A 26,258-nucleotide genomic window follows, 5' to 3' on the forward strand; every position below is an offset into this window, starting at 1 on the left:
ATGAAAATCACCGGACTCACTACGCGCCTGCTTAAAATCGATGCTGCTCCACGGTTTCGTGATGGCGTGGTGCCGCCCGGGCGTCCGTCGCATTGGCATTTTCCGTTGATCGTGCTGCATACGGACGAAGGGCTGGACGGCTACAGCATGGCCTACGGTCCCCATGGGGATGGCGCGGCGTTGACAGAGGTGTTGCATGAGTCCTTTTGGCCGTTGCTGCGCGGTGCCGATCCATCGTGCAGTGAAGCCCTGTGGCAGCAGCTTTGGACGCGGCAGCGTCACCTCTACAATCAAACGGATAGTCTGGTGGGGGTGATCGACGTGGCCGTCTGGGATTTGCGCGGCAAGCGCGCGAACCAGTCGATTGCGTCATTGCTTGGCCAATACACTGACTATCGCCGGGCGTATCTTACTTCGCGGGACGAGACAGGATCGGCGGAGGACATTGCGCGGGAAGCGGCGGCCGCGCGGGAGGCCGGTTATCACGGCTACAAGGTGCAACTCCGGGCCGGTCCCGCGAGTGACATTCCCCGATTGCGGGCGGCGCGGACGGGCGCGGGGGACGGGTTTCGGTTGATGCATGATCCCAACGCGAGTTATTCGCTGACCGAAGCCTTGGCGGTGGGGCGTGAGCTCGATGCGCTGGATTTCCATTGGTATGAAGAACCGCTGCCCGAAGCGCAGCTGGATCATTACCGGCATTTGGTGGAGACCTTGCGCACGCCGGTGGTGGGAGGGGAGACGGTGCGCTTGTCTGACTTGCCCAATTTTATGACGCGGCGTGCGCTTACGATCGCCCGGGGCGACGTGTTGATTAAGGGGGGCATCACCGGGCTCCGTAAAGCGATGGCGGCGTGCGAGTTGTTTGGCTACAATCTGGAGATCCACACCGCCAATACCCCTCTGCTCGATGTGGCCAACCTGCACGTCGCTTGCGCCAGTGCGAATACGAACATGCTCGAGGTGCATCATCCGGTCTTTCGCTTCGGTTTAATCCAGCATCCTTTCGACGTCGGTCCCGACGGTTGTGTTCGCTTGCCCCCGGGAACGGGATTGGGCGTGGAACTCGACTGGAATTGGATCGATCACCATACCACCCAAATCCGTAAAACCCCCTGATTGGCCCCTTGTCATGACCAAACCCCATTCGCTTCTTTTTGCTCTTTCATTGCTGCTTGGATCGACCCTGTCGACGACGGCGGAGGTCTCCTTCAACCGCGATTCACTGGTCGTGCCAGAATCGGCCAAAGTCACCGTGTCGGCTGAGAATTATCCGGGAATCACCAATCCCAATCCGCGGGGCGGTTGGTATTACAAGTGCGCCAACATCGTGCTCGCGGCGGACGGTTCACTGGTGGCGAGTTGGCAACTGTCGGACAATCACGTTTCCTTGATGAGTCACATCATGGTGGCTCGGTCCTCCGATGGCGGACGAACTTGGGGGGATTATCAATCCATCGCCCAAGCCGACGTGTGGCTCGATCACAGCGTGTATGTGGTGCCGCAGATGAGTGTGCTTCGCGACGGTCGAATCGTGATCATCAGCGATTGGGGCAAACGCCATCCCGGGCAAAGTTTCCCGATGCTCGCGCATTGGCAGAAGCCCGATCGCGGGATGGCGAATTTCATTTTCTGGAGCGAAGACAATGGGAAAACCTGGACCAAGCCGGAGAAGATCGACGACGTCGGCGGCGAGCCCGGCTACATTCTTGAAATGAGTGACGGCACGCTCGCCTACACGCGCACGTCCTCCAATACAACCGACCTGCTCAAGAACCCACCGTTGCCGTGGGGCGATATCTATTACCGCAACGAAATCGTGTTTTCCGACGACCGAGGAAGCACGTGGGGACGGCCGACCTGGGTGTCGGACAGCCCGTTCTACGGGGATTGCGAAGTGGGCTTGGTCGAGCTTTCGCCGAACCACCTTCTCGGAGTGACGCGCATCGGTTTGGGCAACGGGCAATTCGGTCACCCTAGTCGACTGCTCTACAGTGATGATGGCGGCCGGTCGTGGCCGCGGGCAGAGTTGGCGCCGTTTTATGGCCAACGTCCCCATATTCGCAAACTGCAGTCGGGTCGCTATCTGGTGACGTATCGCAATCGTTGGGGCACGCCCGGCACACGCGCGTTGGTGTTTGATCCGCAGGAGGACAGCGGATTTCAGCCGAACTCGTGGATTCTGGACGAAGAACGCTGTGAACTGACCTCGAACCAGATGACGTTGCGCACCGAACACGGCCAGCGCGGAGCGGTGACGTTTAACTTGTATCCCGCTCAGGATGACCAATCTCGCGTGGAGATGGAGGCGACCCTGCGCGTCGATTCCACGGCGACCAATGGTGTCACACTCAGTGCTGGATGCTGGGTGCACCTAGCGAATGACCGGGTCTATCTGGGAGATCGTCCGGAGACGGGGTTCGCGCTCGATACCAAGAAGTGGCACGACTACCGCATCGTGAGGGAAAACGGATCCATTCGCATCGACGTGGATGGAAGGGAACGTCTGCGCGCTGATATTGCCGACATCTGGGTGCGGCCGGTGCGTTTCGGAAATCGGGCGGTGTCAGGCCCGGTCGAAGCGAAGCACGGTCACGTTGAACCCTATTCCCAGAATCGCAGCGTGAGCCACTGGAAAAACGTGAGCGTGAAGGTTGATAACGCGACCGATTACGACATCAAGTGGAGCTGGCAATCAACGCAGGGTTACCCTGACCAATTCCGGCGCGACCGCACCGTTGTGCTCGACTATTCGTATCCGGGGGACTGTGGATACAGTTCATCGACGCAACTCCCGGACGGTCGAATTGTCATCGTCGATTACACCACGGGAGGTGATCTCGACAGCTATTCCTGGGGGGCGGAAGGCCGCGGCACGGCGCCGTTTGTGCGCGCTTACCATGTGACCGAAGCGGACCTGGTGCGTCCTTGATGCGCTGCGCAACGCTTTCCTCCTTACTGATGTATCTTGTGCTATCAGCCTCCGTTGAGCGATCGATCCGATGGCTAAGTCTGGCGGCGCTAACTTCCTTTCTTGTTCCCTTGGTTACTATGTCCGTTGCTCTCGCTGTCGAACCCGACTCTTCGAAATTGTTCCAATGGGAACGATGGCCCGATCTGCCCGATCCCGTCGGATTGAAGGGCATGGCGGCAGGCGTCAGTAACGGGCACGTGGTGCTTGCGGGAGGCTCCAATTTTCCGGTGCCACCGCGGGATGGCGGGCCTAAAACTCTGGCGACGGCCATCTATGTGCGGGCGGTCGGCGCGAACGCGCAAACGCCCTGGCGACGCGTGCCGGCAGTCTTGCCCGCCGGGTGGGCCGAAGGTGCGGCGGTGACCACGGAGTTCGGGGTCGTGGCCCTTGGCGGTTTGGCGACGAACGGGGCCCAGGCAGGAGTATTTTTGTTGGGTTATAGTCCGAAAATACGAGACGTGACGCGACGCCTTTTGCCGGACCTGCCCGTGCCGCTGGCGAGTCTGGCGGCGGTTTATAGCGGCGGAGTGATCTATGTGGCGGGAGGCGACACCGGGACATCCGCTTCGAGTCAGTTTTGGGCACTCAACCTTGCGGCGGCGGTGGACGATCCCAAGGGGCCGCATTGGCAATCGTTACCCAGTTGGTCCGGTCCCGCCCGGTTCGGTGCGGTGCTCACGGCGCTGGGCAAGGCGGATCATACGCGGCTGTATCTGCTGGGCGGACGAATCAAAACCGGTCGCCCGGTGAGCGAGTCGGATTATCGGAATGACGCTTATCGGTATGACCCAAAATCGAATACCTGGGAGGTGCTGCCGGAGATGCCGCATGCGGTGCTCTTGGGCGGAGTGTTGCCCCTGGATGAAAATCGGCTGGCGGTCGTGGGAGGATCGGACGGACACGATTTGGACCGCATGGCGGAACTGGGAGCGCGGTATCGGATCCCGGATCGGGTGATGGTTTTTGATACGCGTCGAGACGAGTGGGAATTGACGGATCCGATGCCTCTCGGCGTGGTGGGCGCTCCCATCGTGCCGTTGCCGAATGGAGGTTGGTTGGTGGTGGGCGGCGAATATTCACCCGGACTACGAACCCCTCGGGTTTATGAGGTTACCGTCGCGTCGGAAACCACGGGAGCGTTTCGATGAGCGGATTGGATTACATCATTCTCTTTTTGTATCTCGGGCTCGTTTGCGGCATCGCAGCGTTCTTTTCGGGGCGACAGAAATCGCTGAAGGACTATTTCATGGGCGATCGCAATATCCCGTGGTATGCGGCGGCGTTTTCGGGCGTGGCCACGATCGCGAGTGCGGCGTCGTTTCTGGGAGGCCCGGGCATGGCGTTTTCGGGTAATCTGCAGTTCCTGCAATACCGGTTGGCGATGCCGCTCGTGCTGGGTATCATTTGCGGGATCATCCTGCCGATGTTCTTCCGCCTGCAGGTGTATTCGATTTATGAATATCTGGAGCGGCGTTTCGATTTTCGGGTCCGTTTGGTGGCGAGTGGACTGTTCCTGTTGCTTAAGGCGGGTTATCTCGCGATCTGCATCTATGCGCCCGCGCTGGTGTTGTCCCGGACGCTCGGCGTCTCCATGACATGGATCGTGATCGGGGTGGGCGGAGTGACTGCGCTATACACCATGGTGGGCGGCATAAAAGCGGTGATCTGGACCGACACCATGCAGTTGGGTATTTATCTCGGTGCGATCGTGTTGGTGATCAGTTTGATCGCAAATCAAGTTGATGGGGGCTTGGCCGGGGTGATTCAGATTGCGGGCGATCACGGCCGGTTGAGTTTCTTTAATTTCTCCACTGACTTTTCCGAACGTTACACGTTCTGGGGTGGGCTGTTCGGAGGGACGGTATTTACCATCAGTCAATTTGGGGTGGATCAGGCGGAAGTGCAGCGGTTTCTCACCACCGCGAATGTGCGGCAGTCCAATATTGCCATGATCAGCTCCATGATCGCGGCCTCACTTGTGGGCGTGGCGATCTTCTTTATCGGCGCGGCGCTCTTTGCCTTTTATCAGACGCACCCGGAGAAGATGGGGGAAGCGGTGATCAGTTCGAATGGCATCTTTCCGAAGTTCATTGTCGAAGAGTTGCCGACCGGGGTCAAAGGCCTGCTCGTGGCCGCTATCCTAGCGGCGGCGATGTCGACGATAAGTTCGATTCTCAATTCGATGTCGACCGTGGTGTTGTCGGATATCTGGCCACGGGTGAGAGCGGATGTCCCGGGAGTTCGAGCCGGGCGTGGGTTTACCGTCGTGTTTGGTGTGACCGCGACAGTGTTGGCGAGTTTCGGTTCTCGTTTCGGCAATATTCTGGAAGCGGCGGTGTTGGTTTCGAATCTATTCGGGGGCAGTCTGGTGGGCACGTTTTTGCTTGGCATGCTGGTGCGACGAGTGACGGCTCGGGGGGCTTTGATTGGAATGTTGAGCGGGTTCGCGACCGCGATCGGTTTGTGGCAAGGCACATCCGTCGCGAGTCTGTGGTATGGCGTGTTTTCGCTCGCGGTCGTTTTTGTCGTAGGCCTTTTGGCCAGTCTGCTCGAAGCTCCGCCGCCCGCGGAGAAATGGCGTGGTTTGGTGGTGGGCACGTCTCCATTGCCGGATGATTGAGGACCGGGCTTCGGGGGCGACAGGCGGTATCCTGCGGAGGCGTTTGAAGGGCAGGCTGCGGGGAATTCGGTTAAGCCAGGATGCGGTGTTCTCGCCGATAGGCGGCGGGGGTTTGGCCATGACGGGATTTGAAAGCGCGGTGAAACGCAACGACATCGGAGAAGCCGAGGCCAGCGGCGATTGCCTTCATGGGTTCATACGTTTCACTCAAAAGGCGGCGGGCCTCTGTGTCACGAACAGAGCGAATGAACTCGCCCACTGGGACGCCATGTTCCGCGAGAAAAACGGTGCGAAAGCGACTGGTGGAAAGGTCGAAAGCCTCGGCGAGTTCGCTGACCCGGGGGAGTCCTGCCAAGCGATCTTGAATCCATGCGGTGAGGGGAGGCAAGGGCAGGCGTTGCCGTGGGTGCGTGAGGTTGGTCGTCAATAGTCCGCCTTGAGTCAGCACGACCGTGAGACGAGCTTCACGCTCGAGCTGCGCCCTGGGAGAGGGGGCGGATGGGAAAGAACAGCTGCACGCGAGGCTGAGCTCGATATCGCGAATGAGGTGGTGTGGATAGGCGGGGTCGAGGGGCGTCCATCCTTGGCGTTGAGCGAGCAAGGGGGCGAGGGGCGAGGGCACTCCAGGGCACACGGTAAAGTGTTGAATGGATACGCGTGCATGATGGCTGATCACGTATCCCGAAAAGGCGGTGTAGGGCCAAATGAGCACGCCCTCATGGGCGTCGAGTTCCAGATCATGGTCGGTCGCAGGAAAACGCAGGAGGATCTTTCCTTGGTGCACCACCAGAAGGTCGTGGTGAGGCCAACTGGCGGGACCGATCGGGTGGTCTCGATCAAAGCGACCGTATCCAGCGCGATGGAACGCATAAAAAGACATTGAGATCAATAAAGAGGCGCTTCGGTCAATTGTGCGAGTCCCTAGAAAAAGATAGGATGATCAATGTAACCTCTTTGCCTATGACTCTGCCTGAATCGACTGTTTTCCCTCCCGCTGCGCTGCGGTCTCATCAAATCAACGGAGCGAAACCGGAAAGTTGGTCTTCCCAGACCATCGCCTCGGGAGTCACGCAGTTGACGACGTTGTTCGCGTTACAGCGTGAATTGGTGCGGAGCTCGGCGGCGTGGCTGGCAGGCGTGCCTTACTGGGATGCGAAGGAGCAGCTCGCGCGACACATTCTCGCGGATGCGCGGGCGGCGGAGGCCGTCCTGCAACGGTTGCACGAATTGAAGGCCTCTGGCGTGGAGCACCAACAGGTGGCCGGGGTGCAGGCACTGGGCCATGACCTCGCGTGCGCCCCGCATGGCGATGCGTGGTTGCGGGCCCACTATCGCGTGGTGAAACCGGCGTTGATCGCCGAGCTGACATCGTTTTTGCAACGTAGTGATCCGGTGATGGACGCGCCCACTCACGACGTGATTCGGCACGTGCGGGCGGTGTGGCAAACCCAGGTTTCGTGGTTCGTCGAATTCACGCCGTCGTATTCAGCATGGGAATACGCGGACGACGAAACGGCAAACTGGGAGTCCAGGGTCAAAGCGGTCATGGCTTTGGTGAGTTTGGATGCGGCCGATTTTTACCCCCGCGATGCGCGCCTGTCTCCCGGTGAACGCTCGGCGGATTTCGAGGGAATCGCGAGAGTTCGCCGCGACAAGACCTGCCGATTGGCGAATGATACGGGATTCCCACGGGAGGGGGCGACTTTTGAACAGAAGCGATTTCTGGTGTTCTACAATCACACCCAAGAAATGCAGTTTGCGGAGTCATTGGGAGAGATTCTGTATGAGACCGTGGAGATGCCGTGGGCCTTCCATCTCGATTTGGCGCGGCACCTGGCTGATGAGGTGCGCCATGCGGGCATGGGGGTGGAGCGATTGCGGCAGCTGGGGGTGGAGCTAACCGAGATTCCGATGCAAACCCAACACTACAAATTCCGAACGAACATGAGTGCGATGGAGCGGTTTTGTCTCATGACCCTCGTGATGGAAGCGACGGCGTTTGAGCGTAAACGAGCCAATGTTGAACTTTTTGAATCTCATGGCGACGAGGTTTCGCTCCTCTACGAAACCTACGATATCCGCGATGAAATGCTGCACACAAACCTAGGTCACGTGTGGGTGCCTATTCTGTTGCGAGTCTACCACGATGCACGCTCGGTCAAAGCCCTGACTGAGCATTGTCGAGGTCTGATCGCGCAGGTCATCACGACCTACCCCGCGAACGCCGCTAACATGGTGAGACGGTAACAGTGGCGCGAAATCAGTAGCGCACCTCGAGGGTGACGTTGCCTTCGATGTCGATGAAGCCGGGTTCGACGGCGGGGGAACCGCCGGACGATTCCAGGGCGGCCATCTGCATCATACCGCGCTGCATCGGGCGGACGGGCCCGTTGCTGTTGACGTGGATGCGCACGACTTCGTTGATGCGGTGGTCGAGCGTGGAGAGGACGGCTTCGGCCGTGTCGCGGGCTTGGCGAGTGGCCGCTTGCAGGGCTTCAGTGCGAGCGTCGTTAATCGCGTCATCCGATGCGATGAAATCGAAACGGGTCACGCGGTTGGCTCCCGCTGCGATCACTCCGGCCGCGAACTCACCCGCTTTATCGGCGGGCACCGTGAAGGTGGCGTTCCACAACGCGGCGTAGGCGACGACGTCGGATTCATTGTTTCGCAGGGAGCTCGCCTTGTTGCGACTGTAAATGGGGTTGAGCGTGAGCGCACCGGCCTGGATGCGGTCGGCATCGTGGTCCTTCAGATAGGCCAGCACGGCTTGCGAAGGTTTGATCACCGCCTGACTGGCCGCCGCGGAGGTTTCCTCCTGCGCGGCAATAACGATCGAGATCTGAGCAAGGGTGGCCGGGATGCGCACGCTTTCCTGTCCGGTCACCGTGAGGATGCGCGGCGCCGAGGGGTCGACCGGGGAGGTCTGGGCGGAAGCGGCGGGCACGAGAAACGCGACGCCGAGCGCCAGCGCGGAGAGGAGTGAGAAACGGCGAAATCGGGTCATGAAGGGACGCATGGTTCCTCCGTGGACACGGACGCGGGCGTTAGGTTTCGCCGGATGGTTTCAATCAGACCGTAGCGCGACCATGGGATCGACCCGGGAGGCGCGACGGGCCGGCAGGTAGCCGGCCAACAGTGCGCAGCCCAACACCGCGCCGGTCATCACCACATACGTGCCAGGGTCGAACGAACTCACCTCGTAGAGCAACGTCTCCATCGCCCGGCCGGTGGCGAGTGCGGCCATGAGCCCTCCCGCGATGCCCGCCAGCGCCAGGCGCACGGTCCGGCCCACGATCTCGCGGCGGACGACCGAAGCGGTCGCCCCGAGGGCCATGCGAATGCCGATCTCCTTGGTGCGTTGGGCGACGGTGTAGGAAATCACCCCGTAGAGCCCGAGTGCGGCGAGCCCCAGCGCCATGGCCGCGAAACCGGCGACGAGCGAGGCCATGAGTCGACGCGGAGAGTTGGCATGATCGACGAGTGACGTCATCTCACGGGCTTGAGTGAGGGGCAGTGTTGGATCGATGGCGTGCACCGCTGATCGCACGCTCGCCATGAGGGTGTTGAGTGGCAGGGCAGAGCGGATCATGAGGTCCCAGGAACTGCCGCCGAGGGAACGGGTGGAGAGATACATTTCGTTGCCGGGATTTACTTCGGGACCGCGATGGTGGACATCCTCCGCGATGCCGATCACGCGATAAGGCTGACCATTAACGCTCACAAAACGATCAATCGCGCTTCCCTGCGGCCAGAATCGGCGGGCCAAGGTTTGATTGATGATAATGACCGCCTGGTCGCCGCCGTCCGTGCGTCGGAAATCGCGACCGGCGACGAGGCGTGTGCTCATCGCGTCCATGAGTCCGGTGGAGACCACGCGTAAATGAGCGCTGGTGAATTCGCGGCGCTCATCGATCTCGGGGTTATCGACGGCGGCCACGCCCCAACTGCGATCGCGTTCCACGGGCAGGCAATCCGTGAAGCCGACCGCCGTCACGCCGGGTAGAGCGCTCACTTGGTCGACGATACTGTCCAGAACCACGGGTCCGGTTTCATCGTATTGCAGCACATCGATGCGAACTGCGGTGAGGTTCTCCGGATCATAGCCCAGATCGATTGCCAGCACGTTGTTGAGACTGCGCACGACCAGGCCCGCCGCGATTGCCAAGCCGCACGCGAGGGCGACTTCGAGCACGACCAGGACCGAACGAGTGCGCGCCAAACCGCGACCGGTCGTGGAGCCGCGTCCCTCTTCCTTCAGTGCGGCAAACCCCGGCCCGCGGCCAAAGCTCGACCGCCACGCCGGAGCGATGCCGCACAGCAGCGCGGTCGCCACACACAGGGCCAGCGTGAAGCCCAGGGCCGCGCCGTCGAAGTCCACGCTTTGGAGCAAGGGAATCGCGATGGCCGAACGCACGGACAAGTAGTGAATGAAACCCGCCGCGAGGGCGACGCCGAGGGCCGAGCCGATGGTGACGAGCACGCAGCTCTCGGTGAATAACTGCCGCAAGATGCGTCCGTCGCCCGCGCCCAAGGCGGCGCGCAGCGCGAGTTCCTTGCCGCGAGCCGCGCCGCGAGCGAGCAGCAGCCCGCCGAGGTTGAACGCGACGATCGCCAGCACGAGTCCGGCCGCCACCCAGAGAAAGAGCAGCGGCTGCTTCAGGCCGCCCGCAATGTGCTCGTGGAGCGAACGGGCGTTGGCGCGATGATACTCGTTGAGGTTGCGTTGCTCCCGGGCCAGCGCCATCGCGACGGCGAGATCGGCGGAGGCCTGCTCGACCGACACGCCCGGTTTCATGCGACCGATCGGCGCGAGGGTATTGCCCCAATTGCGCCGCTGGTTGTTGACCAGCACGAAGTAGCAATCGATGCGCACCGCCGGATAAAAGGTGGAGGCAAAGGCATCCTGCCGGGGCGTGATGCCGAGCACCTGCACCGGCACGTCGTTGATACGCACGATTTGCCCGACGATGCCCGGGTCGGAGTGAAACCGGCTTTGCCAGAGTTGATGAGTGAGCAGCACGACCGGCGGGCCGTTCTCCACGGCGTCGTCGGCGGTGAACAAACGCCCGCGATGCGCGGTCATGCCGAGCATGGGAAACAGCCCGGGCGATACGATGATCGTATTGATTGTTTCGGCGGGTTCGCCGGCACTGGATAGGCGATAGGTCTGGCGCAGCGAAAATGGATCGAAGACCTCGAGCGCTTCGAGCGTTTGGTTATTTTCCGCCAACGCTTCCCACGTGTCGACCAGGTGAGCGACCGCCGAGAGGTCCTCGGTCGTCGCGGCTGGGTCGCCGTTGGCGATCAGGAGCATGCGCTCCGAACCGGGGAATGGCAGCGGGCGCAACAGCACGGTGTTGACGAGACTGAACACGGTCGTGTTGAGGCCGACGCCGACCGCGATAATTAGTATGGCGATGAAAGTGAATCCGCGTTCGCGGCGCAGCAGGCGCACCGTGTGACGCAGGTCTTGCCCGAGTTGTTCGAGCAGCGGCAGACCGCGCGTCTCGCGATGGAGTTCACGGGTTTGCTCCACCCCGCCGAGCGCGATGCGGGCGCGGCGGCGGGCCTCGGTCGGGCCCATGCCCCGGCCGATGTTTTCTTCGGTCAACAGGTCGAGATGATGGGCCAACTCTTCGTCGAGATCGGCGTCGAGTCCGGGTTTGCGAAACACCGCGCGGAAGCGGGCGTTGAGACGGTTGAGGAAGGGGCTCATGGCATCGCCCTCTTGCCGCCGGGCGCGGTGCCCAGAAAGCGGTCCATGACATCGGCGACGCGGCGCCAGTTCTTTGCGTCGGCCTCAAGACGTTTGCGACCCCGCGCGGTGATGGCGTAGAACTTGGCGCGGCGGTTGTTGTCGGACGTGCCCCAGTCGGCGGTGATCCATTTGCCCTGCAACAGGCGCACGAGCGCGGCGTAGATGGTGCCTTGGTTGAGGAGTAGATCACCGTCGCCGACCTGTTCGATGCGGCGGGCGATGCCGTAACCATGGAGCGGTCCCATAGCGTCGAGAGATTGCAGCACCATGAGGTCGAGAGTGCCTTGGAGGAGATCGAGTTTTTCGGGAGGCATGATAGCTTACGTGTGGTTAAGCCACATGAGTAGGAAACACATGTGGTATGTCCACATAAAAAGGCCAATCGCGCCGCGAGCGCGGAAGGGTTGGAGCTGATCAACCGGCCGTCACTTGCACGCTGGTGATACCGCGCAGGAACATATAAAGTGCCACGGTGCCGCCCATGATCAGGAGATGGAGAAACATGGCCGCGAAGCCCTTGATGATCGTCATGACCCACGACGCCCCGACCATGCCGCGGAGGCTGGCGACCACATAAACAAGTGGTAACACCTCAGAGATAAATGATGCCGCCCCGTCGATGATTTGGCGAATCGAGCCCGGCTCGATCGGAGCAGGTCCGATGAGCCAATCGATGATGAGGCGCAGCCAGAAGAGAACAAACCAGACCGAGTGGAGGTGCACGGCCATGACAAGGTATTCGACGTAAAAACCGTTTCGCTTGCGGTGCAGCAAGTGGAGGATGGCGGCGAATGCCGGCACCAGAAAAAACATGAGGTATTGCACCAGCCCGAACACGGCCCCCGTGTTGCCATCATCGACCCCGAACGAGATGAACATCACCCGATTTTGGCCGATAAGGGAGACGGTGAAAAAGTAGATCACACTGATCGACAAGTAGAGCCGTAGCGGGGGCACGTAGGCGGCGCGTTTGCCGTCATTGTAGTCGCGGGTGAGTTTTCCGGGATGGCGGAACAGGTCCCGCAAGGTGCGCCACCACAGACCGTCGAGATTGAGAAACGTCGCAATCGCCTCGCCCAGAAACATGCGCAACGGGAGGCGAGTCGGCTGCGTCTTCTGTCCACAGTGCGGACAGAATTTATCCGTCACCGGCGTCCCGCAATTGAGGCACGATGCAGGGTGAGGCTCGGGTGCGTTGGTCATGGGGTTTTCAGCCTGAATTTTTCAACCACAGATGGACACAGATTAACAAAGATTTAGATCCGGCAAACGAAGGTGTTGTCTGATAAATAGGTTTCAGTGCGTAGCCGGTAGGCGAAGCCATCTGTATCCATCTGTGGTTAAAAAACAGCCGAATGATCAGGGTTGCTGGCGCAGGGATGGGCCGTCGACCCATTCGCTTTCGACCATTTCGACGCGCGGGGTTTGGGGGATGCCGAAGTCGCGGTTGGCAATGCGGGCAGCGAGCAGCTCGACCGCCCAGGCGCCCATGAGAGCCTGGTTTTGTTGCATGCCGGCAAAGCCCGAGCCTTCGACGGTGTGCCCGAGCACGGCGACACCGAGGTCGTCGGGCGGACGGATGCCGTTGAGCTTGAGCACGAGCTTGAGCTGCCCGACGGCGGCCGAGGAATGCACGAAGATGATGGCGTCGGGCTGGTGCGCGCTGCGCCATTGCAGAAACGGTCCGGCCTCGAACTCGGTGACGCGCAGCACGGGCACGGCGCGCTTGATGCCGACGTGTTGCTCGCACCAGCCGAGGTAGGCGGCGGCGTGGGAGTGGTGGGTGCGGGCGTCCTCGTATTCGCTCAGCACGAGCCCCGGTCGGCGGTAGCCGAGAGCGCGCAGTTGGTTCAGGGCGTTGAGCGTGTCGATGTAGGGTCGACTGGTTACGCGATGCAATTTGGTGCGGATGCTGAAACCCACCGTGACGACGGCGCAGGCTTTCAGTTCGGAGGGGAAATCCTGCTCCACGTCGGGACTGCCAAAGGAGAGTAACCCTTCAATGCCGCGGGCCTCCAGAATCTCGCGGAAGCGGCGCAGGGAAAGTCCCGGCGCTTTCAACCACAATGGTTCGAGGCGGTAACCCACCTCGGTCGCGCGCCGTATCATGCCTTCGTAAATACGCGTGAGGTGCGGGGACTTTTCCCACGGGCGTTGATGGTCGTAGAACGAGATCACGCCGAAACACGCCCGCTCGCGTTGGACGCGCGGTTTGCGCAGGTGGCGCATCATGTCGACGATGCGGGCGTCGGGGGCGTAGCCGTGTTCCGCCGCGAGGGCGCGAACGCGTTCCTTGGTCGCGGCGGCGATGCGCGGACTATCCCGCAGCGCGAGCGAGATCGCGGAGGGAGACAGGTCGGCAAGTTTGGCCAGTTCGCGCAGCGTCATGGGAGGTGGCGCGTCGTGCGGTCAGCCTGAAGTTTTTTAACCACAGATGGACACAGATAAACCCGGATAAGGAGCTCAAGCTAAACTGTTGAGCAATGCGGTTGCTAACCGTGGTTTTACTCGATTCCGCCGCGCGGGCTCTCGGGTGGGCCGAGGTAGCTGGGGAGGACGCCTTGGCCTTGGTTGCGCCAGGTGGCGGGGTTGCCGAGAATGAGGCGTTCGAACACGACGCCGGGCGTGACGCGCCAGAGCTTGATCGTGTGCACCCCGGGATGGTCGATGGTGACTTTGGTCTTCACGCGGGTGACGCCATCGCCGACCGCCTTTTCCCAAGTCTGGAGGGTTTTCCATGTATCCACTTTTAGGATCTCAGGCTGGCCGTCGTCGATCGACACGGCGAAACGCAGGCCATCACCGCTTTGATAATCGAGCGATGGTGCGGTGTGGATCTCCAGATCGATCTCGCCGGTGGTGCGGGCGAAGATGTCGTATTCGAGGTGGGAGCTCTGCCCGCCCGGTTTTTCGTGGTCGGCCCGGACGGGATACGAGGCAACTCCGCCGAGGGTGCGGCCGAAGTCTTCGAGCACCTGCCAGTAGGTGTTGCCGGAGGAGACCGCTCGGGAATAGTTCGGCGCTTCGATGGCGATGTGACCATTCACCTCGATGTGACCGTCAAAGGCGCCGGGGCGCAGGTCGGACGGATTCACGATGGGCACCGTGACGCGAAAGCTTTGTCCCGCGGTGGTGTTGATGGTGAAGCCGGTTTCGGTGGTGTCTTCGGGCACGCGGGCCCAGTCGGCGGCGACCGTGAGACGGACCATCTCTTCCACGGGTCCGCCGGCGGGTTCGACTTTAAGCCAAGCGGCGTCGGGGCGGACGGTGAAATCGAAGGCGGTATCGCCGCGATTGAAGAGCTCCACCCAGCGGGTGCTGGCGCTGTAGACGTCGATGGCGGGCACGGTGGGTTGGGGCACGCCCCAACGCGGGAAACCAAACGGGCTGCCCTCGACGGCGAGGCCAGGGCGCGCGCCGGGGTTGGGCCGCAGTTTCTGCACGGCGGGCATGACTTCGGCGGGCGGCGTTTGCCAGTAGGTGTAGCCGAAGTTGGCTTCGGCCATGGTGTGGTTCCACTTGCCGTCGAGCAGGCTGTGATATTCGTCCACCAGCGCGGCGTCTTGGTCGAACATGGCGTGGGCGTGGGCGGCGGCGGTGTTGGCGGCCGCACGGCCTTGTTCGGCGTAGAGGGAATTTTTGGCGGCGGCGATGTGCACTTCGCGCACGGTCGCGCTGGCCTTCACCGGGTAGAGCACGAGTTGAAAAAAGGCGGCGCGAGCGTCGTCGGGCAGGGCGGCGTTGACGGCTTCGGCGCGGGCGACGAGGTCACGCCATTGGGTGAGGATGCGCTCGGCTTCGTCGTAGTTGACGAGACTGTAGGTGTCGGGCGCCATCATCTCGGGGGTGCGATGGCGGTTGAGTTTGGTGTAGCCGTCGATGAGCGCGGCGATTTCGTCGGCGTGCTCGGAGCCGAACTCACGGGCGGCCCATGCGGGCGTGTAGGCGCGCATGGCCTCGTAGTCCATGCCGGCCGGGTCCCAGGCCATGGTGAGGAAAAATTCGATGGGAAACTCCATCGGTTTGAGGTCGCCGACATTGACGATCCAGATGCGATTGGCGGCGTGTTGCCAGGCTAGGTGCATCTGTTCCCAGACCTTGCTGATGGGCTGCACGTTGAGCCACTTGTAGTTGCGCGGTCCGCCCACGTAGTCGAAATGGTAATACACGCCGGCGCCGCCGGGACGCTCCATCTCCTCGGGCGTGGGCAGGCGGCGAATGTTGCCCCAGTTGTCGTCGCACCAGAGGAGGATGACGTCGTCGGGCACGCGCATGCCGGCTTCGTAGTAGTCCTGCACCTCCTTGTAGAGCGCCCAGAGCTGGGGGATCTGGGGATTGGGGCGGCCGAGGGTTTCCTCGAGAATGGTGCGTTGGTCGGCGACCACGCGTTCGAGCAGGGCGGTGTTGGTGTCGGCTGACATGGCGGAGTCGCCATCGCCGCGCATGCCAAGGGAGTAGATGCTTTCGTAGGGTTTGGCGCGTTCGACGGCTCCGGTCCAAAACTCGCGCAGTTTGGCGTCGTTCTTGGTGTAGTCCCACGGACCCTCGCCGTATTTGTCCCACTCGGCGTGGGCGCGCATCAGGGGTTCGTGGTGGGTGGTGCCGATGACGATGCCGTATTCGTTGGCCAGTTGAGGGTTGAGGGGATCGTCGTCGGAGAACGCCCGCGGTTGCCACATGGCGGGCCAGATATAATTGGCGCGGAGACGAAGCAGCAGTTCGAAGACGTGGACGTAAAACGTGTGGTCAAAAGCGCCGAATTTTTCGCCCACCCAACCCGTGAGAGCGGGAGCCTCGTCGTTGATGAAAATGCCGCGATATTGGACGCCAGGGCCGTCGTCGGTGATGCCCTGGGCGGCGACGTGAAGCTCGGCGGAGGTTTTTACGGGCACATCGGCCCACCAATACCAGGGGGAGACGCCGATTTGTTCCGAGAGCTCGTAGATGCCGTAGATGGTGCCGCGCATGTCGCTGCCCGCGATGACCAGATCGTTGCCCACTTTTTGAATAATGAAGGCCTCCCACAGGCCGCCGATTTTGGAGACGTCGAGTTGGCGGGACTCGATGAGGTGGTCGATCATCTTGCTATGCCCGATGGTGCCGATGACGACGCGCCAGCCGCCGGCAAGCGGGTTCTTCGAGATTGAAGGCGCGAGCGAAGTCACGCGCTCGACGTCGGCGCGGAGATCGTCGACGGCATGGTGGACGCCCTTGAAGTCGTGATCGTCGATGATGAGGGTCGCGGCCTTGCCCTTGGCGACGAGAGGGAAAGTGTCGGGGCCGGCGGTAGCGGAGACGATGGCGTCGTGAGTGAGCGCAGACGTGACCGTGGCGGTTGCGAGCGCGAGCAAGGTGAAGAGAAGGGAGCGGGGACTAAACATGGGAAACTTTTTGATAACCACGAAACACACGAAAGACACGAAACCGTCAGCATGAATGGGTAAGACGGGGAGGGGAGTCAGCTTACCGTAGACGGCCATGAGGTCAAAAGGTGCCGTTGCGCTAACATTTATCGGCAGGCGCCGTCAGCCTGCCGTCGGCGGCCAGATCTAGCGGTCGATGGCGAGTTGTCGGGAGAGGGCGTCCGCAAGTTTGTTGGCAATTGGTCGCACGTGGGACAGGCGGGGGTTCCATGCCAGAGCGAGATCGCGGTGCAGCACGGCGAGTGCTTTGTCCTCGATCATCAGATATCGAGGTTCTTTCAGGTCGCTGGTGGCTATCTTGGGCAGGATCGCGGCGAAGCAACCTGTTCTCACCGCACTCAGGCTTTGGGGGAATGATTCGCAAAGAAGGGAAGGGGTGAGATCGGTCCCGCTGGCGTTGGCTATCTCTCGTAGTCGACGAATGAACTGGCCGTCGGATTTCTGCGATGCGATCGGCAGATGGGCCAGAGCATGAGCGAGAGTGACCTTCAGGCGCGGCGGTTTCAGTTCCCGAGGAACAACCAGGGTGTATTTCAGTTTCCCGAGTGGCTTGGACTTGAGCGTCGCGGGCACCGCGTTGCGTCGAAGTATACCAAAATCAATGCGGCCGTCGCTCAACTGCTGGACGATGTCGTTCGTGCGAAGATTGGCGGTTGCGAGACGCACGTCGGGAACGGTGGCCAGAACGTTGCCCACGCGCGGAATGACCAGCCATTGAATGATGCTGTCTCCGGCGGCGATGGTGTAGTCCACACTTTCGGCGCGGCATTCCGCGCGAAAGTCCTCGATGCTTTGCAGGTGGCTGCGAGCGAGTTGAGCCAGACGCGCGCCCTGTGGAGTAAGGCGCAGCACTTTCCCGCTTCGTTGCGCGACGTCGCAGCCGAAGTATTCCGAGAGTTCGCGAATCTGACGGCTGTATTGGCTTTGTCGCACGGGGTCTCCCGGAACGGCGGCGGCGATGCTGCCAGCGTCATGGACCTCCACCAATACACGCAAGCGATCAAGGGAAAGACCGCGCTCGGAGAACAGATTTTCAAACATGATTAACCAGTCAGGTAACCTGCGCGAAACGACATGGCAAGGATTGGGCCCGCGTGGTAGACTCCGCGGCATCAACCCCTCGCCGGGCAACTTCTTGATAAAAGATGCGATCCGCTCTTGATCAGCCTGCCTGCGAATCCGTTGTAGTTAATCGAACCTTAAAAACACACTCTCCGCTGTCATGATTTCCACCCGACCCTATGAACCCAGATTATCCGCTTCAACGGCGCGGGGTTGGTCGTGTGCGATCAAGGAACCGCATATGCCGGAGCAGAATGATCCGGGTGATTTTCGACTCGTCTATAACAGTTTTAAGGAAAGGGGCGCGACCTAGCGTTGAGGAGATTTTATACCCTCATGTGCCCGCTTTCCGCCCGGAAGCGGGCTTTTTTGTGTCCATCACAAGGCCGCTTCCGGAACGCAGAGCTTCCCAAGGCTCTACCTCATATTCCGTAAGTGGCTTCACCGCTGAGCCCAGCCAATCAGCCAATGTCCGCGCAATCCAGCGGGTGTCCAATCCGGCGAGAGCCGAGAGGGGCGGGGTGGTTCTTTGGTTTATTGGGGTCCCGGCACGTGTGTCGGGCGTCGATCGGCAACGCATGCCGAAATCTTCCGGTTAGGGTGCGCGTCATCACGTGTTAAAAGGCGATGCTTGCCGCGCCGGAGGTTCATTTTTCACCGGGTCGTCTAACCGATCAGGACCCTGGCCTTTCAAGCCAGTGAATGCGGGTGCGAGACCCGTCCCGGTGACCATTTTTTGCGCGCATGGCGTAGTAGTAACGCGGTGGTCTGCCAGTCCACAGTCCCGAGTGCGATTGACTCGCTGAGCTCGGGCCCGGTGGCCCAGCCATGCTGGCTGCCCATCTTCGCTTCGCTACGTCTCGGTGCGCGCTCCACAGGAGTCGTGGTGTAAAAGTAGCACAACGGACTTTTAATCCGTTTAGCGTGGGTGCGAATCCCGCCGACTCCACCACTACTTTCCGCACGACGAGGAAGCCAGTGAATCCGGCCGCCTGCAAAGCGGTGTCCTGCCCGGGGCGGCACCGGGGTCGTTCTCCATTTTTTGAATACGTTGGGGACTTAGCTCATTCAGCAGAGCGGCTGTTTTGCACGCAGCAGGCGGCGGGGGCAGAGCCCGCAGTCTCCACCACTTTCCCGAACGGCGGGATGCGGGGCCTTGGACGAGGTTGTCGTATCCCGCCGTTGGAGGTGCGGTTCCCGGCTTGTAGCTCAACAGCAGAGCACCCGGTTGATAACCGGGCGACCACGGAGCATCACCGTGCGAGCCGACCACGCTACGGTCCATTTTCGTGTATTTATCCGGCCATGTTCCAAGCGGCGACAGAGACTCCAAACCTCAGTGTGGTGGGTGCAAGTCCCACGCCGGATGCCAGTTTTTTCGATTCGAACGTTTGGTGAAGCAAGTGCTCACGCTTGGTTGAAGCCCAAGAGAATCCGGCGCGATACCGGGAGCGTTCACCATTCTATTTCTGCAGGGAGCCAAGCGGCCAAGGCGTCTCATAAGCGACCTTTCCCGGGGGCAGTTCCCGGCCCTGCATCCATTTTATCAGAGCGTAGCGTAGCAGTTAACGCGCTCGGTTTGGAACCGAGGGATCGCAGGTGCAAGTCCTGCCGCTCTGACCATTTTTACTCCGCGTGTAGAGCGAAGCAGCAAACGCATCCCGCTGTAAACGGGCCGGTCCATCGACCTTCGCAGGTGCAAGTCCTGCCGCGCGGACCAATATTTCAGGTGAGCGGCCCAGACAGCGGGGCACCGGTTTGTGATGCCGGCGAAGAGAGTGCGACTCCCTTCCACCTGACCACCTTGATTTGTGACCGCGTAGCACGTTTAGAAGTGCAGCCGCCTGTCGAGCGGAAGGCAGGGAGTGCAACTCTCCGTGCTGGCTCCAAAATTTTGCTCAAGTGGTGGAAGAGAATACACGGCGGCTTCAAACCCCGCTGCCCAACGTGGCATGAGGGTGCAAATCCCTCCTTGAGCACCAGATTTTCGCGAAGTGGTGACGAAGCGCGAAGCGCGGAGATGGCGTAGCCCTGAGATTCGCGAAGGGTGAGCGCAGCGGGTGCCCTTCGGGCGGCGGCGCGAACAAATGAGTATACACAGCAGGCTTAAACCCTGCCGGGCTTTGGCCCGTGTCGGTGCAAGGCCGACCTTCGCGACCATTTTATTCGGCGTGTGGTGGAACAGTATACACACGAGTTTTAGAAACTCGCGGGCGAAAGCCCATGCAGGTGCGACCCCTGTCACGTCGACCATTTCCACCGTGATGCCTCTCAAGCGTAGTGAGCGATGCGCGGCCCTTGTAGTGCCGTGAGGTCGGTGCAATTCCGACGGGAGGCTCCATTTTTATGGACCGTGGTGAAAAAGATATCACCCGACTTTGCGAAGGTCGTATTCCCGGTGCGATTCCGGGCGGTCCAACCAGTTTAGCTCCGAGTGCCCGAATAGAAAGGGACCCGTTTTCTAAACGGAAGGATGCAGGTGCGAGTCCTGCCTCGGAGACCATTAGCCCCGGTCGGCAACCGTAGAGTCAACCGCGCTTCGAACGCGGATTAGTGCAGGTTAAAATCCTGCTCGGGGCGCCATTTTCGCGCAGACGGTATCTTCAGTGACGGCGGATTACCTGTAGGGCCTCACCTTGTGTGAGGCCGCATCCTGCGCCTCCCGACCCCACTCCGCTGCGGCTCGACGCAAGGTCGAGCCCTACCTCTTTCGCACCGCAATCATTGGCAGCGATGTCCCGCGCTCGTAACGCGGCGAGGCCGGTGCAACTCCGGCGCGGTGCTCCAGTTGTCTCCCAATATTTCAAACCAAAGAACCCCGATTTTTCAGATCCATCCTCATTCCCAATTTTAACAACCAAAGAACCATGAACCAAGACATCACCAACAAACCCATCGTGCTTTCGCTCAACCGCGTTTGGCAGCCCATCGGGCACCGCACGGTTCGGCAGGCGCTCGTTGCGCTCGCCGGGGGCAGCGCCGGCAACCCGCCGGCGTTGGGCTTGGATATCGATTACCCCCGACTCCCCGACGGGAGCTGGGGCTTCGAAAGTCCGAGCCAGTTGCGACCCGTGTCCTGGGACGAGTGGCTCGCCTTGCCGATCCGCGATTTCGATCTCGTGGTGCGCGCGCCGGGCCGGACCGTGCGGGTGCCGACCGTCATGGTCTCCACCCACTACAGCCGGATGCCGGTCCACCAACCGAAGCCCAGCCGCGAGGCCATTTTTTCCCGCGACGGCGGTGTCTGCCAATACACGGGCGAACGCGTCGGCAAGCGGGGTGGTAATCTCGACCACGTGGTGCCCCGGCACCGCGGCGGACGCGACAGTTTCGAGAACCTCGTCTGGTCCAAACGCGAAATCAACACCCTCAAAGCCAACCGGCTCCCGCACGAAGCCGGGCTGCGTCTTATGCGGCGTCCCCAAGCGCCCGCCGCACTCCCGGTCGCGGCCACGCTTCGCGAGGCCCGACATCCCGACTGGCGACACTTCCTGGCCCCCTGACATCCGCTCGCAGGTCAGGGAGGCGCCGGTCTTCACGACATCACTCATCCCCTTTGCGGGCGGATTCTTCCCATGACCTGTATCACTCCAGTTCCGTCTCCGGTGGTCGACTTTCTCGACCTCGTGGACACGGCTGTGGCGTCGGTTTCCCGCCGACTGCCGTCGCACGTCGCTCGCGATGACCTCGCGAGCGTGGGCAAGCTCGCCCTTGTCGTTGCGCTCGAGCAATGCGACGGCCCGCGGCGCGAGATGCGTGCCTATTGTTACGTGCGCGTGCGCGGTGCGATTCTCGACGAGCTGCGCCGCCTGGATCCGCTGACCCGCCGTCAACGCGCGCTCGCTCGCACGATTGCCGAGTCGCGGGTGCGCCTGGCTCACCGCGGCGGGGGAGACCCTACCATCGAGGACATCGCGCGCGACACGGGCCTGAGCACGTTTGAGATCGACGCCGTGCGCGCCGCGCAACGCGAGCCTGAGGAGCCGGAGTGGGGAGCGCTGCCCGACACCGATGGCATTTGCCCGGCAGTCAATGCTGAGCAAGTCGACCTGTTGGCCACCCTGCTCGCCGCGTTGGAACGTCTTCCAGCCAACCAAGCACTCGCTCTGCGTCGTTACTACCTCGAGGACGGCACGCTCGACGACATTGCCGCCGATCTGGGCGTGTCGCGCGAACGAGCCCGCCAAGTGCGTGAAGCCGGCCAGAAAAACCTGCGCGGTGACCTCATCGTGCTCGCGGCTTGGGAAGCGCTCATTGCGGGCGGGCAGCGCTGAACAGCGCGAGCCCGCCATTTCATCACGTTCAAAATTTTAGTCATGAAATCCCTTTTCACCAAAACCGAATCACCTCCGTTGCACTACATGCAAACCGCGCTCTGTGGCACCGAGATTCCCTATCCGGCGCTTGAGCGCGGCTGGCTGCATGGTCGCCAGCTCAAGGCCGCGTGGGATGCGCAGAAAATCGCGCACACGATCGGCGATCACTGCTGGCTCAGTCATTACGGTATGGATACAGCAGCCGAGGACGATCCCTCGACGGTTCGCCTTTACGCGCTTGCCGGATTCTGGCCCGGGCACGGCTTTGTGGAGCTCTTGCTGCGCAACGCCAATCCACTCGACGATCACCCTCGCGGCTCGTTGATGGTCTACGCCGGCACGCCGGCGCAGGCTGCGAAGCTGCTGGAGGAGCTCTACGCCCACTATCGTTGCACAGACATCGAGGAACCACCGGCGCACCGCATCGGATTGCTCAACGAAAGTTACGGCGATCTGGAAGTGCGTCGCGTGCCGATCGCGGCCGACCAAGTCGTGCCCCGGGACCGCACCCACCTCTACTACGGAGAGGCCGTTCCCGCGTGGATCGAGCACTGGCTGGAGCGCATGGACGCGCGGCGCTACGGGTTGAGCCTGCTCACCGGCGAACCCGGCACCGGCAAGACGTCGCTGCTGCGCTCGCTCGCGCACTGGCTGACGGAGACCCACCAGTTCTACGTCATGTCGGCCGCGCGGTTCGTCAAACTCGATGCCGGAGAGATCGTGTCCTTCTGGGCCGAGGAAAACCGCACCTCCAATCTGCGCAAAGTGCTTGTGCTCGAAGACGCCGAAAGCGTGCTCATGCGCCGCGCCGAGGACAATCGCGAGCGGGTGGCCCTGCTACTCAACCTCACCGACGGTATGACCGGCGACGCGCTTGGACTGCACGTGGTGTGCACCATGAATGGCGAACTCGCCGATCTCGACCCGGCGCTGCTGCGCCCGGGCCGCCTGATCGCACATCGTGAGTTTGGACCGCTGACCCCGGCCGAAGCCCGGCGCCTCGCCGCACATCTCGAACTCACGCCCCCGGACCATGATCGTCCGGCTACTCTGGCCGAAGTGACCAACCCGCCGATCCCTGATGGTCCTGTTAAAGGCACAGCGATCGGCGGCCCACGTCGCTCACTCGGCTTTCATTAAAACCTGACTCAATAATCAGGAAACCACCGGCAATAGCGCTATCTCCGATTTAAGGAACGTGTTAGACTGCCGCCGAATTAAACCAAGAAATCAAAACCCGATCGGGTGCGGGGGCGACAGGCCCAGCCCGGTCCACCAAGAAGAAAAACAATCGTCATGAACATTGAAATCAAAGCCCGCGACCTGATCGCGGAAGGCTGGCACGAAGGAAAACGCCTGGGCGCTACGCTGCGGCGTGCTCGTCAGATGGAGGCCGAAGGCGTGGAACGTGCGACCTTGCTGGTGCAGCTCGAGGAAGAATTCCCCAAGCAATTGATCGTGGCCCTGCCGCGACACGAGCCGGCGCCGCTGGCCGAGGCCATCGAGGCCGAGGGCGACGAGGAAACCGCCAATGTTACCGCGGTGCGTCGTCGTATGCACGAGATGCTGCGCATGCCGGTGGTGCAACGTGGGGCCATCATGCCCGATGCCTGCCCGACAGGCCAGGCCCCTGCCACCATCCCGGTGGGCGGCGCGATCGCCGCGGAGAACGCCATCATCCCGGGCGCGCACTCGGCCGACATTTGTTGCTCGATGTTTGCGACCTTCTTCCCGGCCAATCACCCGACGACCGAGATGATGGATCACCTGCAAAAGGTGACTCACTTTGGTCCGGGCGGACGCCCGCGGGGCGACCAGTGGACCTCGGCCGTGCTCGGAGAGCCGGTGTGGGACAATCCCTACCTCGGCGGCCTGCGCAGCCGCGCTCAGGATTTCCTGGGCACGCAGGGCGACGGCAACCACTTCTCCTACATTGGCCGTGTCGATTTCACGGATACGCAACGAGCCGCCCTCGAGGCAGCCGGTTACAACGACCTGGCCAAATCGATCGAGCGTCGTGACGGCGCGTTCAACGTCTTGGTGACCCATCACGGATCGCGTGGACTGGGGGCCGATGTCTACAAGCGTGGACTCAAGGCCGCCAAGAAATGGTGCCGCGAGAATGCCAAGGACATCCCGGATGCTGCCGCCTGGTTGCCGTATGATTCGCCGGAAGGCGCGAGCTACTGGGAAGCGTTGCAATACGTGGGCCGTTGGACGCGCGAGAACCACGCGCTTCTCCACGACGCCTTGCTGCGTCGGCTGGGTCAGCGCGCGCTGGTGCAGATCGGCAACGAGCACAACTTCGTGTGGAAACGCGGTGACACCTTCCTGCACGGCAAGGGAGCGACGCCAGCGTGGAAAGACGCCGAAGGCCGACCGTTGCTGGGATTGATCCCGCTCAACATGGCGCGAGAGATCCTGCTCGTGCTCGGGGCGGACAATGACGACTACCTGTCGTTCTGCCCGCACGGAGCCGGCCGCAACCGCTCGCGCACGGCGACGATTGCGCCCTACAAGAACGACGACGGTGAGCTCGATCCGGGCCGCGTGAAGCAGGTGCTCGACGAGACCACCGCCGGACTCGACATTCGTTGGTTCAACGGAGGAGCGGACCTGTCGGAGTCGCCGCTGGGCTACAAGGACGCGACCAAAGTCAAAGCGCAGATCGATCAGTTTGGTCTGGCCCACGTGGTGGGAGAAATCCAACCGCGCGGCTGCATCATGGCCGGCGAAGCAGACGAGCAGCCCTGGCAACGCGCCCGTCGTCTGAAGCGCGCCCGCCACAAGGCGGAGCGCCAGGACGCCGCGCAGGAACTCGACCAAACCTGAGCCCGTTAGTCTGCTGTTATTTTTAACCACGTCTATGAACGAAGTGAATGGCCTGAGATGGACACGAATTGCTCCACTACCGTTACGCTTTAAGACACCACTCCACGGGTTTTTATTAATAGCCCTGAGTTCCTCAGTTCCGGGACGAAGCGGTAGCGAAGTCATTCGTGTCCATTCGTGGTTAAAAACAGCGCGCTGACGGCCTATATATTTTCAACCCTTTGCTCCGGCGCCGTAAGGCCGAAAACCACCATCGCCCGCACTCTTTGAACAGATTGCCGCGGGCCAATCTGACCCGGTTTTTCCGACCACATGGACGGCGCTTCGGAGCATCCAATTTACAACTACAGTCATGCAAAAAGACATTATCATCAAAGACACCCATCGCGCCGTTTGGTATGAAAACGGAGTGATGAGCAAAGTGCTGGGACCCGGTCGTTACCGGGTGCCGCGCAAGCCGTTCTTTCGGCGCACCAAAAACCATCCGGTGGTCGAACTGGCTTTCGTCGATGTGCGCGAACGCGACCTCACGATCAAAGGCCAGGAAATCCTGACCGCGGACAAGGTCGCGATTCGAGTGAGCATCATCGTGCAGTTCAAAGTGACCGATCCGGTCGCCGCCCTGCACCATGTGAACAACCACGACGAACGCCTCTACAGCGATGTGCAGTTGGCGGCCCGCCGTTCGCTGGCATCGATGTCGCTCGAACAGATTCTGACCAACCGCAACCAGCTCAGTGAAGACATCCTGGGTGAAGTGACAGCCGCGGCCACCGGTTACGGTGTGAGCATTCTGCGGGCCGACGTAAAGGACCTCATGTTCCCGGGCAACCTGCAGGAAATCATGAACAAGGTGCTGACGGCGGAACGTCTCAGCCAGGCGCAGCTCATTGAAAGCCGCACCAAAGCGGCGCAGCGGCAGATTGATGCCGAAGCGCAGGCGGCGAACCAGCGTCTGGAGGCCGAACTGACGGCGGAAATCGAGACCCAGACCGCGGCGACGCGGGCGGCGGCGCGATTGAAGGAAGCCCACGCGGAAGCCGAAGCCCTGCGCATCAAGAACGATGCGGAAGTCGAGGCCCTGCGCGAGCAGACCAAGGCCGCCGACGCCTATACGAAACACCCGGCGCTCCTGCGTCTACGCGAACTGCAGGCCCTCGGCGAAGTCGCCACCAACGCCAACGCCCGGATCTTCGTGGGATTCGACAAACACACGGAGCCGGGTGAAGATTTCAAAACGATCATGAGCTGATGCTCGGTTTTATTCCGTCCT

At 61.4% G+C, this 26,258-nt stretch carries 18 protein-coding genes and 12 tRNA genes; 22 read left to right on the top strand and 8 right to left on the bottom strand.

The features are described from left to right. The 4 genes from PXH66_RS22140 to PXH66_RS22155 all read left to right on the top strand — a co-directional run bounded on the left by PXH66_RS22140 (position 1) and on the right by PXH66_RS22155 (position 5,594). The gene (locus tag PXH66_RS22140) at positions 1-1,119 is read left to right on the top strand and encodes a mandelate racemase/muconate lactonizing enzyme family protein (RefSeq protein WP_330929448.1); all 1,119 of its coding nucleotides are present in this window, start codon (positions 1-3) and stop codon (positions 1,117-1,119) included. A gap of 13 nt (positions 1,120-1,132) precedes the next feature. Then, positions 1,133-2,932: a sialidase family protein gene (locus tag PXH66_RS22145; protein ID WP_330929449.1), complete on the top strand. Its 1,800-nt coding sequence runs from the start codon at positions 1,133-1,135 to the stop codon at positions 2,930-2,932. 119 nt (positions 2,933-3,051) lie between these two features. Next, on the top strand, positions 3,052-4,122 hold the full coding sequence (locus PXH66_RS22150; RefSeq protein ID WP_330929450.1) for a tRNA wybutosine-synthesizing protein 4 beta-propeller domain-containing protein: 1,071 nt from the start codon (positions 3,052-3,054) through the stop codon (positions 4,120-4,122). Further along, entirely contained in the window at positions 4,119-5,594 is a 1,476-nt protein-coding gene (locus tag PXH66_RS22155; protein WP_330929451.1) for a sodium:solute symporter family transporter, read from the top strand. Before PXH66_RS22150 ends, PXH66_RS22155 begins: the two co-directional genes overlap by 4 nt. A 70-nt stretch (positions 5,595-5,664) precedes the next feature. Here the strand turns inward: PXH66_RS22155 and PXH66_RS22160 are convergent, their stop codons facing one another. Continuing rightward, on the bottom strand, positions 5,665-6,474 hold the full coding sequence (locus tag PXH66_RS22160) for a helix-turn-helix domain-containing protein (RefSeq protein WP_330929452.1): 810 nt from the start codon (positions 6,472-6,474) through the stop codon (positions 5,665-5,667). An 80-nt stretch (positions 6,475-6,554) separates the two neighbouring features. Here PXH66_RS22160 and PXH66_RS22165 point away from each other — a divergent pair, with 80 nt between their 5' ends. Continuing rightward, positions 6,555-7,841, top strand: a complete 1,287-nt coding sequence (locus PXH66_RS22165; RefSeq protein ID WP_330929453.1) for a DUF455 family protein — start codon at positions 6,555-6,557, stop codon at positions 7,839-7,841. Positions 7,842-7,854: 13 nt separating this feature from the next. Here the strand turns inward: PXH66_RS22165 and PXH66_RS22170 are convergent, their stop codons facing one another. From PXH66_RS22170 to PXH66_RS22200, 7 genes are all read right to left on the bottom strand, one after another. After that, positions 7,855-8,598: an SIMPL domain-containing protein gene (locus PXH66_RS22170; RefSeq protein ID WP_330929454.1), complete on the bottom strand. Its 744-nt coding sequence runs from the start codon at positions 8,596-8,598 to the stop codon at positions 7,855-7,857. A 60-nt stretch (positions 8,599-8,658) separates the two neighbouring features. Continuing rightward, positions 8,659-11,310 (bottom strand): ABC transporter permease, encoded by a 2,652-nt coding sequence (locus tag PXH66_RS22175; RefSeq protein WP_330929455.1) that lies wholly within the window; start codon positions 11,308-11,310, stop codon positions 8,659-8,661. Then, complete coding sequence (locus PXH66_RS22180; protein WP_330929456.1) at positions 11,307-11,666, bottom strand: PadR family transcriptional regulator; 360 nt, start codon at positions 11,664-11,666, stop codon at positions 11,307-11,309. The genes PXH66_RS22175 and PXH66_RS22180 overlap by 4 nt, the downstream gene beginning before the upstream one ends. A gap of 100 nt (positions 11,667-11,766) precedes the next feature. Further along, a complete protein-coding gene (locus PXH66_RS22185; protein WP_330929457.1) occupies positions 11,767-12,555 on the bottom strand; it encodes a DUF3667 domain-containing protein in 789 nt (262 codons plus the stop codon). Positions 12,556-12,711: 156 nt separating this feature from the next. Beyond that, positions 12,712-13,740, bottom strand: a complete 1,029-nt coding sequence (locus PXH66_RS22190; RefSeq protein WP_330929458.1) for a substrate-binding domain-containing protein — start codon at positions 13,738-13,740, stop codon at positions 12,712-12,714. Between the two features lie 116 nt (positions 13,741-13,856). Next, positions 13,857-16,733, bottom strand: a complete 2,877-nt coding sequence (locus tag PXH66_RS22195) for a glycosyl hydrolase 115 family protein (RefSeq protein WP_330929459.1) — start codon at positions 16,731-16,733, stop codon at positions 13,857-13,859. A 168-nt stretch (positions 16,734-16,901) separates the two neighbouring features. Next, a complete protein-coding gene (locus PXH66_RS22200) occupies positions 16,902-17,816 on the bottom strand; it encodes a LysR family transcriptional regulator (protein WP_330929460.1) in 915 nt (304 codons plus the stop codon). Positions 17,817-18,492: 676 nt separating this feature from the next. Here PXH66_RS22200 and PXH66_RS22205 point away from each other — a divergent pair. The 17 genes from PXH66_RS22205 (at position 18,493) to PXH66_RS22285 (ending at position 26,237) form a co-directional block, all read left to right on the top strand. Further along, a tRNA-Glu gene (locus PXH66_RS22205) sits at positions 18,493-18,569 on the top strand. Positions 18,570-18,714: 145 nt separating this feature from the next. Next, positions 18,715-18,789 (top strand) — tRNA-Lys (locus tag PXH66_RS22210). A 101-nt stretch (positions 18,790-18,890) separates the two neighbouring features. Then, positions 18,891-18,966, top strand: a tRNA-Ala gene (locus tag PXH66_RS22215). A 69-nt stretch (positions 18,967-19,035) separates the two neighbouring features. Then, positions 19,036-19,109 (top strand) — tRNA-Ile (locus PXH66_RS22220). Positions 19,110-19,384: 275 nt separating this feature from the next. Further along, positions 19,385-19,460: transfer RNA gene (locus PXH66_RS22225), tRNA-Pro, on the top strand. An 8-nt stretch (positions 19,461-19,468) separates the two neighbouring features. Next, positions 19,469-19,557 (top strand) — tRNA-Tyr (locus PXH66_RS22230). A gap of 6 nt (positions 19,558-19,563) precedes the next feature. Continuing rightward, positions 19,564-19,639: transfer RNA gene (locus PXH66_RS22235), tRNA-His, on the top strand. Between the two features lie 94 nt (positions 19,640-19,733). Then, positions 19,734-19,819, top strand: a tRNA-Leu gene (locus PXH66_RS22240). 185 nt (positions 19,820-20,004) lie between these two features. Then, positions 20,005-20,090, top strand: a tRNA-Leu gene (locus PXH66_RS22245). Between the two features lie 175 nt (positions 20,091-20,265). Further along, positions 20,266-20,340 (top strand) — tRNA-Arg (locus PXH66_RS22250). A 3-nt stretch (positions 20,341-20,343) separates the two neighbouring features. Then, a tRNA-Arg gene (locus tag PXH66_RS22255) sits at positions 20,344-20,420 on the top strand. A 129-nt stretch (positions 20,421-20,549) separates the two neighbouring features. Next, positions 20,550-20,624: transfer RNA gene (locus tag PXH66_RS22260), tRNA-Thr, on the top strand. A gap of 80 nt (positions 20,625-20,704) precedes the next feature. Then, positions 20,705-21,340, top strand: coding sequence for an HNH endonuclease (locus PXH66_RS22265; protein WP_330929461.1), 636 nt, complete (start codon positions 20,705-20,707; stop codon positions 21,338-21,340). 72 nt (positions 21,341-21,412) lie between these two features. Then, positions 21,413-22,111, top strand: a complete 699-nt coding sequence (locus PXH66_RS22270) for a sigma-70 family RNA polymerase sigma factor (RefSeq protein WP_330929462.1) — start codon at positions 21,413-21,415, stop codon at positions 22,109-22,111. A gap of 42 nt (positions 22,112-22,153) precedes the next feature. Next, positions 22,154-23,293, top strand: a complete 1,140-nt coding sequence (locus tag PXH66_RS22275) for an AAA family ATPase (RefSeq protein ID WP_330929463.1) — start codon at positions 22,154-22,156, stop codon at positions 23,291-23,293. A gap of 156 nt (positions 23,294-23,449) precedes the next feature. Beyond that, the gene (locus PXH66_RS22280) at positions 23,450-24,985 is read left to right on the top strand and encodes an RtcB family protein (protein ID WP_330929464.1); all 1,536 of its coding nucleotides are present in this window, start codon (positions 23,450-23,452) and stop codon (positions 24,983-24,985) included. A gap of 352 nt (positions 24,986-25,337) precedes the next feature. Further along, complete coding sequence (locus tag PXH66_RS22285) at positions 25,338-26,237, top strand: slipin family protein (RefSeq protein ID WP_330929465.1); 900 nt, start codon at positions 25,338-25,340, stop codon at positions 26,235-26,237. Positions 26,238-26,258 lie beyond the last annotated feature (21 nt).

Source organism: Synoicihabitans lomoniglobus, from assembly GCF_029023725.1.
Lineage (GTDB): Bacteria > Verrucomicrobiota > Verrucomicrobiia > Opitutales > Opitutaceae > Actomonas > Actomonas lomonigloba.

Coding starts and splice junctions, on each gene's coding strand:
- PXH66_RS22140 (WP_330929448.1), top strand. CDS start 1: ATGAAAATCACCGGACTCACTACGCGCCTGCTTAAAATCGATGCTGCT.
- PXH66_RS22175 (WP_330929455.1), bottom strand. CDS start 11,310: ATGAGCCCCTTCCTCAACCGTCTCAACGCCCGCTTCCGCGCGGTGTTT.
- PXH66_RS22180 (WP_330929456.1), bottom strand. CDS start 11,666: ATGCCTCCCGAAAAACTCGATCTCCTCCAAGGCACTCTCGACCTCATG.
- PXH66_RS22170 (WP_330929454.1), bottom strand. CDS start 8,598: ATGACCCGATTTCGCCGTTTCTCACTCCTCTCCGCGCTGGCGCTCGGC.
- PXH66_RS22150 (WP_330929450.1), top strand. CDS start 3,052: ATGTCCGTTGCTCTCGCTGTCGAACCCGACTCTTCGAAATTGTTCCAA.
- PXH66_RS22165 (WP_330929453.1), top strand. CDS start 6,555: ATGACTCTGCCTGAATCGACTGTTTTCCCTCCCGCTGCGCTGCGGTCT.
- PXH66_RS22280 (WP_330929464.1), top strand. CDS start 23,450: ATGAACATTGAAATCAAAGCCCGCGACCTGATCGCGGAAGGCTGGCAC.
- PXH66_RS22265 (WP_330929461.1), top strand. CDS start 20,705: ATGAACCAAGACATCACCAACAAACCCATCGTGCTTTCGCTCAACCGC.
- PXH66_RS22160 (WP_330929452.1), bottom strand. CDS start 6,474: ATGTCTTTTTATGCGTTCCATCGCGCTGGATACGGTCGCTTTGATCGA.
- PXH66_RS22270 (WP_330929462.1), top strand. CDS start 21,413: ATGACCTGTATCACTCCAGTTCCGTCTCCGGTGGTCGACTTTCTCGAC.
- PXH66_RS22185 (WP_330929457.1), bottom strand. CDS start 12,555: ATGACCAACGCACCCGAGCCTCACCCTGCATCGTGCCTCAATTGCGGG.
- PXH66_RS22200 (WP_330929460.1), bottom strand. CDS start 17,816: ATGTTTGAAAATCTGTTCTCCGAGCGCGGTCTTTCCCTTGATCGCTTG.
- PXH66_RS22275 (WP_330929463.1), top strand. CDS start 22,154: ATGAAATCCCTTTTCACCAAAACCGAATCACCTCCGTTGCACTACATG.
- PXH66_RS22195 (WP_330929459.1), bottom strand. CDS start 16,733: ATGTTTAGTCCCCGCTCCCTTCTCTTCACCTTGCTCGCGCTCGCAACC.
- PXH66_RS22285 (WP_330929465.1), top strand. CDS start 25,338: ATGCAAAAAGACATTATCATCAAAGACACCCATCGCGCCGTTTGGTAT.
- PXH66_RS22190 (WP_330929458.1), bottom strand. CDS start 13,740: ATGACGCTGCGCGAACTGGCCAAACTTGCCGACCTGTCTCCCTCCGCG.
- PXH66_RS22155 (WP_330929451.1), top strand. CDS start 4,119: ATGAGCGGATTGGATTACATCATTCTCTTTTTGTATCTCGGGCTCGTT.
- PXH66_RS22145 (WP_330929449.1), top strand. CDS start 1,133: ATGACCAAACCCCATTCGCTTCTTTTTGCTCTTTCATTGCTGCTTGGA.